The organism is Polaromonas sp., assembly GCF_013817205.1.
In the GTDB taxonomy this organism is placed as follows: Bacteria; Pseudomonadota; Gammaproteobacteria; order Burkholderiales; family Burkholderiaceae_C; genus Polaromonas.
On record NZ_JACDDD010000008.1, the window covers coordinates 58589 to 69969 of the forward strand.

Here is an 11381-nt window from a genome sequence, read left to right on the forward strand (position 1 = left end):
CAAAAAAACGTTCAACGCGGGGCAGATGCGCCGGGCGCGGGCGCGACTGCCGCCGGTGGTGCAGCGGACGCGGGCGTAGCGGGTGCAGCAGGAGCCATGCCAGCCGGCACCGCCGCCGACGGAACCACGGGCAAGGGATCGAGAATGCTCACAGGGGGGCTCTTCTTCATCTCTTCGGCAAAGGTCAGCTGTGCCGGGCTCATGCACTCGTCGGCCAGGCGTTGGCCCTGCTTCTGGCTCATCAGCATGGATTTGTTGCCCAGTTGCAGCCACATCGCGCCGGCACGTCCATCTTCCAGGCGGACGGCGCCGGTACGGCTTCCAACGGGGTGCATGCGAAAACGTGTTTTACCGGTTTGCACCACAAAGAAGCCCGGGCGCTTGTCGCTCGGCGTGATGGTGACGGAAGCTCCCAGCTCGCAGGGAATGGTGCCGACGTAAACCTTTTTGGCGACTTCCAGGTCTTCGGGCGTCAGGGTGACAGTCGGGTCATCATCGATAGGTGTCATTTCTTCCACCACCTTGGCCGCAGAGCGTTTGATGGGCGCCCGCTTGGCGGCCTGTTCAGTCTTCGCGGTGGAAGAAGATGGGGCTTTGGGCGCGGGCTTGGGCGAGGGAGTCTGCGCCAGCAACAAGGCCGGGGCGGCTAGCGCCAGTGCAGATAGAACGATTCGTTTCATGGGGTCTCCTTTGGAATGGGTAGGCATATCACTGGACAATGAATGGAAAGCAATTAGTGAGGCGCGGCCGAAAAATGGGCCTGCGCTTCAGACGGTAGAACACGGCCGGTCCGGTGCGCCCGCTCCAGCACCTGCCAGAAAAATCGGTAACTGGCTCGGTCATGCAGTTGACCCTCAAAACTGATGGGCGCCCAATCAGAACGGGCGCCAGCAGCTATTATTTTTGTAGCAACCTCAATTTCACCCTCACTGGGTGCAAATGCCTCCAGGATGGGGCGGATCTGGGCCGGATGAATGCTCCACATGCGGGTGTAGCCAAATTCGCGAGCGGCCATCTGCGCTGCCGCCCTCACGGCCGCAGTGTCACTGAATTCCGTGACAACGCAGTGGGAAGGGACTTTGCCGTGGGCATGGCAGGCTGAGGCAATTTCCAGCTTGGCGCGCACCACCAGCGGGTGCGCAAACTGGCCCTGGCTGCCCATGGCGTCACCCGGAATCGCGCCACCGTGGCTGGAGACAAAGTCCATCAGACCGAAGCTGATCGACTGAACGCGCGGATGCGCGGCAATGTCAAAGGCTCGATGCACCGCAGCGGGGGACTCCAGCAACACATGCAGGGGAACACTGGTTTGCACCACGGCAGCCAATGCGGCAACTGCGCGCTCGACGTCATCCACAGATTCGACCTTTGGCACCATGAGGTGGCTCAGCCGGTGGCCGACTTTGCCTGCGACGGAAGCGATATCCATGTCGAACGCCGGGTGATCCACCGCATGGACTCTGACGGCGACCCGTGCCTTGTCACCCGCCAGCGCAACCAGCGCTACCACCAAGGCGGCATGGTCTGCCTCTCCCCCCACGGGTGCACCGTCTTCGCAATCAAGGGTGACGTCAAAAACGCAAGTGCCGAACTCTTCGATCATCTCCGCCTGCAGTTGCAGGCTTTTGCGCATTCTGGCCTCGACGCCGCTGTAATGGTCACAAACAGGCAAAAAACCTGCTGCCGCCTGGGCGCCAAGGAGAATGTCGCGGGGATGAATGCTGTGAGCCCCCACGCTTGTCACTGCGTGTACTTCGCTGCCCCCCGAGGGAGCCGTGCTTGCTTGGGGCGGCCCTGCGCGGCGCACATCGCTCATTGAAATCAGAGCAGGTGCTTGACGCCGTCCTGCTCGCCCTTGAGCTCGTCCAGGGTCTTGTTGATACGTTCCTGGCTGAAGGCGTCGATTTCCAGGCCTTCAACCAGTTTGTATTCGCCACCTTCGCAGGTCACGGGGAAGCCGAACATCACGTCCTTGGGAATGCCGTACTGGCCGTCCGATGGGATACCCATGGTGACCCACTTGCCGTTGGTGCCCAGCGCCCAGTCGCGCATGTGGTCAATCGCGGCATTGGCAGCCGAAGCAGCGGAGGAAGAACCGCGCGCCTCAATAATGGCGGCGCCGCGTTTACCGACTGTTGGCAGGAAAGTGTTGGCGTTCCACTCCTGGTCGTTGATCATCTTGGCAACACTTTCGCCCTTGATGGTGGCAAACCGGTAGTCGGCGTACATGGTGGGCGAGTGGTTGCCCCACACCGTGAGTTTTTCGATGTCAGCCACGGCCTTGCCGGTTTTGGCAGCGAGCTGGCTGGCAGCGCGGTTGTGGTCCAGGCGCAGCATGGCGGTGAAGTTTTTGCGTGGCAGGTCGGGCGCGCTTTTCATGGCGATATAGGCATTGGTGTTGGCCGGGTTGCCGACCACCAGCACCTTGACGTTGCGGCTGGCCACCGCGTTGAGCGCCTTGCCCTGCGCAGTAAAGATGGCGCCGTTGACGGCGAGCAGCTCGGCACGCTCCATGCCGGGACCGCGGGGGCGCGAGCCGACCAGCAGCGCGTAGTCGGCGTCCTTGAAGGCCTTCATCGGGTCGTCGTAGGCTTCCATGCCCACCAGCAGCGGGAAAGCACAGTCGTCGAGCTCCATCATCACGCCCTTGAGCGCCTTTTGCGGGCCCTCGACCGGAACTTCCAGCAGCTGCAGGATCACCGGCTGGTCTTTGCCCAGCATTTCGCCGGAGGCAATACGAAACAGCAGCGCGTAGCCGATCTGGCCGGCGGCCCCTGTAACGGCGACACGGACGGGGGTTTTGCTCATGATGGGAAACTCCAGGAAAGTTGTGAATCGATGGGTTGCACCGCTAGAGCCCCGAAAAAGCGTGTGAACTGTGTCACTGCGAGGCCGGCTTTGCGTTGGTTCAGCCGGGGATTTTACGCTCGAAAACCCTAGGTCGTCAATTTGTCTTATGTCTTATATAAGATATGATGCGCCCAACGATCCGACACACCCATGGCCGCCCTTCCCACTCTGCCCACTGATGATTTTGCAGGTGCCACGCCGGCGTTCAGCCCGCTGTACCAGCAGATCAAGAGCCTGATTCTGCAAAGCCTGCAGTCGGGCGAATGGAAGCCGGGCGAAGCCATACCGTCCGAGATGGACCTGGCCGCGCGATACCGCGTGAGCCAGGGCACAGTGCGCAAGGCCATCGACGAGCTGGCGGCCGACAACCTGGTGGTACGCCGTCAGGGCAAGGGCACGTTTGTGGCGACACATGCCGAGCAGCATGTGCAGTTCCGCTTCCTCAAGCTGGTGCCCGACAGCGGCACGCCAGGCAGCGAAGGCCCGGCCCAGCGCGACATCATCGATTGCAAACGTGCGCGCGCCAGTGCCGAGATTGCGCGCGCCCTGGCGTTGCGCACCGGTGATGCCGTGCTGCACGCCCGCCGCGTCTTGAGCTTTGCGGGCGTGCCGACGATTCTTGAAGACATCTGGCTGCCGGCCGCTCCCTTCAAGGGCCTGACCGCCGAGCGGCTGGCCGATTACCACGGGCCGATGTATGCACTGTTTGAAACCGAGTTCAATGTGCGCATGGTTCGCGCTGAAGAGAAAATACGCGCCGAGCCCGCGTCGGATGGTCGTGAGCTGCTCCTGAAAGTAGAGCATGACACGCCCCTGCTGAGTGTAGAGCGGATTGCCTACACCTACAACGACGTGCCCATGGAGCTGCGCCGCGGCTACTACCGCACCGACACGCACCACTATCACAACACCTTGAACTGAGGGAGCCTGCAAGCCCCTGACTGCCGGCGACCAGACACTGGCCGGCGATGCGATGGACAACGACGCCAGTTCCCCAAAATAGATGCACTGTAACTTTCGCGTCAGCTTGCAGCCGATGCAGACCGAACCGTGCGACTTGCAGGCATTTAATCCCCGTTTTGTCCGACAAAAATCGGGACCATCACCCCGGCCAGTCAAATCGTTGCTGCATTGCAATAGAATCCGGATGTTTTAAATTGTTATTTACCCTGACTTTTGTCGGGGTAGTTACCAAGCAGTTACCAGACTTCCCCACGAAAGCAAACAATGACAGAGCTGGCATCCAAACAGCGTCCCAAGCGGCCTGAGTTCCGCAACATCAATGCCTTCAAGGACCTGACCACCTACCGCATGACGCCAGCGGCCTGGGTCTCCATCCTGCATCGTGCCAGCGGCGCCATCATGTTTGTGCTGATGCCTTTCATCATCTGGATGTTCGACACCTCGATTTCCTCGGAGTTGTCCTTCGAGCGATTCAAAGCGGCCTTCAGCATCGGCATGCTGGGCCTGCCGGGTTTTGTCTGGAAACTGGTCGCGCTGGCGCTGATCTGGGCTTACCTGCACCATTTCATCGCCGGTCTGCGCCATCTCTATATGGATGTCACCCATACCCTGAGCAATGAGTTCGGCAAAAGCACCGCACTGATCACGCTGGGTCTGAGCATTCTGCTGACGCTGGTGCTGGGCCTCAAGCTGTTCGGCTTCTATTGATAACGACTTCCAACAAGGAGCACCCCATGTCCGTGAATTACGGCTCCAAACGCCTGGTGGTCGGCGCCCACTACGGCCTGCGCGACTGGCTCAGCCAGCGCATTACCGCCGCCCTGATGGCGCTGTTTACATTGCTGCTGCTGGCCCAGGTCATCTTCAGCAAAGGCCCCATCGGCTACGACAAGTGGGCCGGCATTTTCTCGGCGCAGTGGATGAAGGTGTTGACCTTCACCGTGATCCTGGCCCTGCTCTACCACGTCTGGGTCGGCATGCGCGACATCTGGATGGACTACGTCAAACCGGTCTGGCTGCGCCTGTCACTGGAAGTGGCGACCATCGTCTGGCTGCTGGCCTGCGCCGGCTGGGGTATCCAGGTGCTGTGGCGCCTGTAACCCGCCAGTCATCCAGGCCCATCCCGGCTGCACCCGACCACGAGACCTCAAACCATCATGACTGCTACCTCCCAGCTTCCGAAACGAAAATTTGACGTGGTGATCGTCGGGGCCGGCGGCTCCGGCATGCGCGCCTCGCTGCAGCTGGCGCGAGCCGGCCTCAACGTCGCCGTGCTCTCCAAGGTGTTCCCGACGCGTTCCCACACCGTCGCGGCCCAGGGCGGCATCGGCGCCTCGCTCGGCAACATGAGCGAAGACAACTGGCACTACCACTTCTATGACACCGTCAAGGGCTCCGACTGGCTCGGCGATCAGGACGCCATCGAATTCATGTGCCGCGAAGCGCCCAAGGTCGTGTACGACCTCGAGCACATGGGTATGCCTTTCGACCGCAACCCCGACGGCACAATTTACCAGCGCCCTTTCGGCGGCCACACCGCCAACTACGGTGAAAAACCGGTGCAGCGCGCCTGCGCCGCCGCCGACCGCACCGGCCACGCAATGCTGCACACGCTGTACCAGCAGAACGTCAAGGAAAAAACCAGCTTTTTCGTCGAATGGATGGCACTGGACCTGATCCGCGACGCCGATGGCGATGTCGTCGGTGTTTCCGCGATTGAAATGGAAACTGGCGACGTCCACATTTTCGAAGCCAAGACCACCATGCTGGCCACCGGCGGCGCCGGCCGTATTTTTGCCGCATCGACCAACGCCTTTATCAACACCGGCGACGGCCTGGGCATGGCGGCGCGCGCCGGCATCCCGCTGGAAGACATGGAGTTCTGGCAGTTCCACCCGACCGGCGTGGCCGGCGCCGGTGTGCTGCTGACCGAAGGCTGCCGCGGTGAAGGCGCGATTTTGCGCAACAGCGATGGCGAACGTTTCATGGAGCGTTATGCGCCGACCCTGAAAGACCTGGCGCCGCGCGATTTCGTCTCGCGCTGCATGGATCAGGAAATCAAGGAAGGCCGCGGCTGCGGGCCGAACAAGGACTACATCCTGCTGGACATGACGCACCTGGGTGTGGACGCCATCATGAAGCGCTTGCCCTCGGTGTTCGAGATCGGCCACAACTTCGCCAACGTGGACATCACCCGGGAACCGATCCCGGTGGTGCCGACCATCCACTACCAGATGGGCGGCATCCCTACCAACATCCACGGCCAGGTCGTCACGCAGGATGCGGACAACAAGAGCCAGGTCGTCAATGGTCTGTACGCCGTCGGCGAATGTTCCTGCGTCAGCGTGCACGGCGCGAACCGCCTGGGCACCAACTCGCTGCTGGACCTGCTGGTCTTCGGCAAGGCTGCCGGCAACCACATCGTTCAATACGCCAAGAGCACGAGTCACAAAGCGCTGCCCGCCGACGCTGCTGACAAAACCCTGGCCCGCATCGCGCGCCTGGACAATGCCTCCGGCGGCGAATATGCGCAGGACGTGGCGAACGACTTGCGCGCCGCCATGCAGCAGCATGCCGGCGTGTTCCGCACCCAGGCCATCCTTGATGAAGGCGTGAGCAAGATCGCCGCGATGCGCGAGCGTGTCGCCAACATCGGCCTGAAGGACAAGTCGAAAATCTTCAACACCGCGCGCATCGAGGCGCTCGAAGTCGAGAACCTGATCGAAGCCGCGCAGGCGACCATCGTGTCGGCCGCGGCCCGCAAGGAAAGCCGCGGCGCGCATTCGGTGGACGACTACGGCGACACGCCCGAACACCCGAACGGCCGCAACGACACCGACTGGCACAAACACACGCTGTGGTACAGCGAAGGCAGCCGCCTGGCCTACAAGCCGGTGCAGATGAAACCGCTGACCGTCGATTCCGTGCCGCTGAAAACCCGCACGTTCTAACAACACACGCCGGCCTGCGACCCCCACGAAGCGAGAACCCCATGACCAAACGCACTTTCCAGATCTACCGCTACGACCCGGACGCCGACGCCAAGCCCTACATGCAGACCATTGAGGTCGAGCTCGACGGCCATGAGCGCATGCTGCTGGACGCGCTGATGAAACTGAAAGCGCAGGACCCGAGCATCAGCTTCCGCCGCTCCTGCCGTGAAGGCGTGTGCGGTTCGGACGCGATGAACATCAACGGCAAGAACGGCCTGGCTTGTCTCACCAACATGAACACGCTCAAGGGCACCATCGTACTCAAGCCGCTGCCCGGCCTGCCAGTGGTGCGCGACCTCATCGTCGACATGACGGATTTCTTCAAGCAGTACAACTCGATCAAGCCCTACCTGATCAACGACAACGTACCGCCTGAGAAAGAGCGTCTGCAGAGCCCCGAAGAGCGCGACGAGCTCAACGGCCTGTACGAGTGCATCCTGTGCGCCAGCTGCTCGACCAGCTGCCCCAGCTTCTGGTGGAACCCCGACAAGTTTGTCGGACCGGCCGGCCTGCTGCAGGCCTACCGCTTTATCGCCGACAGCCGCGACGAAGCCACCGCCGAACGCCTTGACAACCTGGAAGATCCCTACCGCCTGTTCCGCTGCCACACCATCATGAACTGCGTCGATGTCTGCCCCAAGGGTCTGAACCCCAGCAAGGCCATCGGCAAGATCAAGGAAATGATGGTCTTGCGCACCGTCTAGAAATATGGCCCCCACGCTTGTCACTTCGTGTACGTCGCTGCCCCCCGGGGGGGCGCTGCGCCTGCGGCCCGGCGAAGCCGGTTCCGCGGCCCCTGCTTGCCAGGACGGGGACTCCCATGCGGGCGGCAGGGCACTCCTCTGAATATGCTTACGACCGACGAACTTCTCGGCGAACGCGCCATGAGCAAGCTCAAATGGCGCTGCCGCCGCGGACTGCTCGAGAACGATTTGCTGATCGAGAAGTTTTTCAAACGCCATGAAGCCACGCTCACCGTCAGCCAGGCCAAAGGCTTGAATGATTTAATGGACCTGTCTGACAATGACTTGCTGGACCTGCTGCTACAACGTCAACAGCCGGGCCAGCTTTCCGATGCGGCCGCGCAGGTAAGTGCCTCTACTTACGAGGCGCTGGAGGTTCTAAACTTGATCCGCGCCGCAGCCACCGTCCCCCTGACTGCCCCTATTTGATTTGACAAGAAAGACGAAGATATGAAGCTCGCCGACAACAAAGCCACCCTGTCCTTCAGCAACGGCAGCCCCAGCGTCGAATTGCCGGTTTACCAGGGCACGGTCGGCCCCGACGTGGTCGATATCCGTAAGCTGTATGCGCAGACCGGCATGTTCACCTATGACCCGGGTTTCCTGTCCACCGCGTCCTGCCAGTCGGCCATCACCTACATCGACGGTGACAAGGGCGAGCTGCTGTACCGCGGTTACCCGATCGAGCAGCTGGCCACCAACTGCGACTACATGGAGACCTGCCACCTGCTGCTGTACGGAGAGCTGCCGAACGCCGGCCAGAAAACGGATTTCACCAGCCGCGTGACCAACCACACCATGGTCAACGAGCAGATGCAGTTTTTCCTGCGTGGTTTCCGCCGCGACGCGCACCCAATGGCCATCATGACCGGCCTGGTCGGCGCCCTGTCGGCCTTCTACCATGACAGCACCGACATCACCAACCCGGAGCACCGCGACATCTCGGCGATCCGCCTGATCGCCAAGATGCCGACGCTGGTCGCGATGGCCTACAAGTACACCATGGGCCAGCCCTATATGTACCCGAAGAACAGCCTCAGCTATGCCGGTAACTTCCTGCACATGATGTTTGCCACGCCGTGCGAGGAGTACAAGGTCAACCCGGTGCTCGAACGCGCGCTGGACCGCATCTTCATCCTGCACGCCGACCACGAGCAAAACGCCTCGACTTCGACGGTGCGCCTGTGCGGCTCGTCAGGCACCAACCCGTTTGCGGCGATTGCCGCCGGCGTGGCCTGCCTCTGGGGCCCGGCCCACGGCGGTGCCAATGAAGCGGCGCTCAACATGCTGGGCGACATCCAGAAGAACGGCGGCGTCGAAAAAATCGGCGACTTCATCAAGCAGGTCAAAGACAAAAGCTCCGGCGTCAAGCTCATGGGTTTCGGCCACCGCGTCTACAAGAACTACGACCCGCGCGCCAAATTGATGCAGGAAACCTGCAAGGAAGTGCTGGCTGAGATGGGCCTGGAAAACGACCCGCTGTTCAAGCTGGCCATGGCGCTGGAAAAAATCGCGCTGGAAGACGACTACTTCGTCTCGCGCAAGCTCTACCCCAACGTGGACTTTTACTCTGGCATCGTGCAGCGTGCCATCGGCATCCCGGTGCCGCTGTTCACCGCAATTTTTGCGCTGGCCCGCACCGTCGGCTGGATCGCCCAGCTCAACGAAATGATTGGCGACCCCGAGTACAAGATCGGCCGTCCACGCCAGCTGTTCGACGGTTCCCCGACTCGCAGCGTAAAGCCGATCAAGTCGCGTTGATCCGACGGCATGCCTGAACGCAGCCCGCCCGTGGCAACACCGGCGGGCTTTTTTCCGCCCCCAAGTTCTGAGAAAGCCCGCCTTGAAACCCCTCAAAACCGCCGCTGAACTCCGCGCCGCCGTGGCGGGCACAGCGCCCCCGCGGTCCTGCAGCTGCGCCCTGGGCGCCTGCGATGGCTGGGAAAGCCTGGCCGAGTACCGCTGGGAAGAAGCGCAGATGACCCGCGTCGCCACCCTGCATGATACCGACATCGACGAGCCAATGCTTGAGGAATTCCACCCCGGCGGCACCCGTTATGACTCGCCGCAGGCGCCGGTGGCGGTGTCCTTCTTTCCCTACAACCGCTGCGATGTCTGGCACTGCGGCCGCTGTGACCGGCACTTGTTGCGCTACATCGAGTTCGGCGGCTACAACGTGGACCCGAGGGTCAGGGCGCTCGACCCCACCAAAATCATGGACTAGGGCTTGCGGGTATTGTCTTGGCAAGTCGCGTCCGGGCGAAGCTTACCCAGAGGTGCGTATGGGCTCCAATTACATTTTTATGACTGCCATCAGTCAAACCATGGCTCGCGCATACCCTTGCTAAAAAAATCGACCGACGCTTTACTTTTTATATTTTTAGTTTTATAGTAAATAAGATGAGCGACAAAAAAGCCCCCAAAACCGCTTCCAACCTGTCGGACGCCCAAGCCGCCCCGATGCTGGCTGCACTCGGCAGTGAGGTGCGTTTGCGTCTGTTCCGCCAATTGATCCGCGCTGGCAGCGAAGGAATGAGCGTGACGGGCTTGCAGCGCATCAGCGGCATTCCTCCGTCGACGCTGGGGCACCACGTTACAGCGCTGGTTTCTACCGGACTGGTGTCGCAAGTACGCCAGGGGCGTGAGCTGATTTGCCGGGCCGAATACGTTGACATCAGGCAGCTGAGTGCGTTTTTACTGAGTGAGTGCTGCGCAGATGAAGCTTGCGTGCCTGTAGTCCTTGCTGCAAAGAAGCGCGACATGGCGGGGGTGTAAAGCCGCATTTTTTTGACAATTAATTTCTATTTTTTTAGAAAGTCAGTTTTATGAAAACCTTAAATTTAGCTCTCTATTCCGTCCTTCGTGCATCCGTTCGCACATGGTTGAATCGAACTTCGAACCTGTGGACGCAAATCGACAAGGTGCTGCTAGCTATGGTTGCCATTTTGTTGGTCATTGCGCTTGGTGACGGACGGCAATTGCCCGCCACCTTGCAGTTTGTAGCTGCGGCAGCAGTCAAGACCTTTGGCTTTCTACTGCTGTCGGTCGGCCTCACAGCTTATGCCAAAGCCAGTGGCGTTGACCACCTGATCTCCCGCGCCTTCAGCGGTCCGCCCTTGCTGGCGGTAATGTCGGCGGCCTTGATGGGGGCGTTGTCGCCGTTTTGCTCGTGCGGCGTGATTCCGATCATCGTGGCACTGCTTGCCATGGGCGTGCCGCTGGCCCCGGTCATGGCGTTCTGGCTGGCATCGCCGTTGATGGATCCGTCCATGTTTGTGATGACATCTAGCGTGCTCGGGCTGGAGTTTGCGGTAGCCAAGACCATCGTCGCGATCAGCATTGGCCTGCTAGGCGGGCTGGGTGCTTATTTGCTGGCAAGAAGCGGCTTGATAACAGCGGTGCTGAAAGATGGCATTGGCAACGGCGGTTGTGCGGGTAGCCGCATACGCGACCCCAAGGCGGTGGTGTGGAAGTTCTGGACTGAACCCGCCCGGGTTGATGCAGCCGCCAAGAGCTTTAAAAGCAATGCGCTGTTTTTAGGCAAGTGGCTGCTGCTGGCGTTTGTGCTGGAAAGCCTGATGCTGGCCTACCTACCCAACGACCTCATTGCCAAAGTAGCCGGCGGCGCAGGCGCATGGCCGGTACTGCTGGCCACCCTGGTGGGCATACCGTCCTATTTGAACGGCTACGCCGCGCTGCCACTGGTCAGCGGTTTGATGAGCCAGGGCTTATCCCGGATATTTCACCAGTAGTCCGATGAGCACATGATTTGGGGCGCGCAGCGGCCGATGCGTGTCGTTCGTCGAATTGTCTGGGTACTGGATGGGTTTTG

At 60.9% G+C, this 11381-nt stretch carries 13 protein-coding genes; 10 read left to right on the forward strand and 3 right to left on the reverse strand.

Going from position 1 to position 11381, the window contains the following annotated elements; genetic code table 11:
- Positions 1-11: 11 nt before the first annotated feature.
- The 3 genes from H0W47_RS03495 to H0W47_RS03505 all read right to left on the reverse strand — a co-directional run bounded on the left by H0W47_RS03495 (position 12) and on the right by H0W47_RS03505 (position 2808).
- Complete coding sequence (locus H0W47_RS03495) at positions 12-680, reverse strand: hypothetical protein (RefSeq protein WP_296920792.1); 669 nt, start codon at positions 678-680, stop codon at positions 12-14.
- Between the two features lie 53 nt (positions 681-733).
- Positions 734-1735, reverse strand: coding sequence for an aldolase/citrate lyase family protein (locus H0W47_RS03500; RefSeq protein WP_296920795.1), 1002 nt, complete (start codon positions 1733-1735; stop codon positions 734-736).
- Positions 1736-1821: 86 nt separating this feature from the next.
- Positions 1822-2808, reverse strand: a complete 987-nt coding sequence (locus H0W47_RS03505; protein ID WP_296920798.1) for a malate dehydrogenase — start codon at positions 2806-2808, stop codon at positions 1822-1824.
- Positions 2809-3000: 192 nt separating this feature from the next.
- Between H0W47_RS03505 and H0W47_RS03510 the strand changes: the two genes are divergently transcribed.
- From H0W47_RS03510 to H0W47_RS03555, 10 genes are all read left to right on the forward strand, one after another.
- Entirely contained in the window at positions 3001-3771 is a 771-nt protein-coding gene (locus H0W47_RS03510) for a GntR family transcriptional regulator (RefSeq protein WP_296920801.1), read from the forward strand.
- A 306-nt stretch (positions 3772-4077) separates the two neighbouring features.
- A complete protein-coding gene (gene sdhC, locus H0W47_RS03515) occupies positions 4078-4521 on the forward strand; it encodes a succinate dehydrogenase, cytochrome b556 subunit (protein WP_296920804.1) in 444 nt (147 codons plus the stop codon).
- Between the two features lie 26 nt (positions 4522-4547).
- Positions 4548-4913, forward strand: a complete 366-nt coding sequence (gene sdhD, locus H0W47_RS03520) for a succinate dehydrogenase, hydrophobic membrane anchor protein (RefSeq protein WP_296920807.1) — start codon at positions 4548-4550, stop codon at positions 4911-4913.
- A gap of 57 nt (positions 4914-4970) precedes the next feature.
- Positions 4971-6764, forward strand: a complete 1794-nt coding sequence (gene sdhA / locus H0W47_RS03525) for a succinate dehydrogenase flavoprotein subunit (RefSeq protein ID WP_296920809.1) — start codon at positions 4971-4973, stop codon at positions 6762-6764.
- A gap of 41 nt (positions 6765-6805) precedes the next feature.
- Positions 6806-7510, forward strand: a complete 705-nt coding sequence (locus H0W47_RS03530; protein WP_296920812.1) for a succinate dehydrogenase iron-sulfur subunit — start codon at positions 6806-6808, stop codon at positions 7508-7510.
- 144 nt (positions 7511-7654) lie between these two features.
- A complete protein-coding gene (locus H0W47_RS03535) occupies positions 7655-7978 on the forward strand; it encodes a succinate dehydrogenase assembly factor 2 (RefSeq protein ID WP_296920816.1) in 324 nt (107 codons plus the stop codon).
- 21 nt (positions 7979-7999) lie between these two features.
- On the forward strand, positions 8000-9310 hold the full coding sequence (gltA, locus tag H0W47_RS03540) for a citrate synthase (RefSeq protein ID WP_296920819.1): 1311 nt from the start codon (positions 8000-8002) through the stop codon (positions 9308-9310).
- An 82-nt stretch (positions 9311-9392) separates the two neighbouring features.
- Entirely contained in the window at positions 9393-9773 is a 381-nt protein-coding gene (locus tag H0W47_RS03545) for a hypothetical protein (RefSeq protein ID WP_296920822.1), read from the forward strand.
- A gap of 176 nt (positions 9774-9949) precedes the next feature.
- Positions 9950-10324: a helix-turn-helix domain-containing protein gene (locus H0W47_RS03550; protein WP_296920824.1), complete on the forward strand. Its 375-nt coding sequence runs from the start codon at positions 9950-9952 to the stop codon at positions 10322-10324.
- Positions 10325-10431: 107 nt separating this feature from the next.
- Positions 10432-11301: a permease gene (locus H0W47_RS03555; protein ID WP_296920827.1), complete on the forward strand. Its 870-nt coding sequence runs from the start codon at positions 10432-10434 to the stop codon at positions 11299-11301.
- Positions 11302-11381: the final 80 nt, after the last annotated feature.

Coding starts and splice junctions, on each gene's coding strand:
- H0W47_RS03495 (WP_296920792.1), bottom strand. CDS start 680: ATGAAACGAATCGTTCTATCTGCACTGGCGCTAGCCGCCCCGGCCTTG.
- H0W47_RS03505 (WP_296920798.1), bottom strand. CDS start 2,808: ATGAGCAAAACCCCCGTCCGTGTCGCCGTTACAGGGGCCGCCGGCCAG.
- H0W47_RS03510 (WP_296920801.1), top strand. CDS start 3,001: ATGGCCGCCCTTCCCACTCTGCCCACTGATGATTTTGCAGGTGCCACG.
- sdhC (WP_296920804.1), top strand. CDS start 4,078: ATGACAGAGCTGGCATCCAAACAGCGTCCCAAGCGGCCTGAGTTCCGC.
- sdhD (WP_296920807.1), top strand. CDS start 4,548: ATGTCCGTGAATTACGGCTCCAAACGCCTGGTGGTCGGCGCCCACTAC.
- sdhA (WP_296920809.1), top strand. CDS start 4,971: ATGACTGCTACCTCCCAGCTTCCGAAACGAAAATTTGACGTGGTGATC.
- H0W47_RS03530 (WP_296920812.1), top strand. CDS start 6,806: ATGACCAAACGCACTTTCCAGATCTACCGCTACGACCCGGACGCCGAC.
- H0W47_RS03535 (WP_296920816.1), top strand. CDS start 7,655: ATGCTTACGACCGACGAACTTCTCGGCGAACGCGCCATGAGCAAGCTC.
- gltA (WP_296920819.1), top strand. CDS start 8,000: ATGAAGCTCGCCGACAACAAAGCCACCCTGTCCTTCAGCAACGGCAGC.
- H0W47_RS03550 (WP_296920824.1), top strand. CDS start 9,950: ATGAGCGACAAAAAAGCCCCCAAAACCGCTTCCAACCTGTCGGACGCC.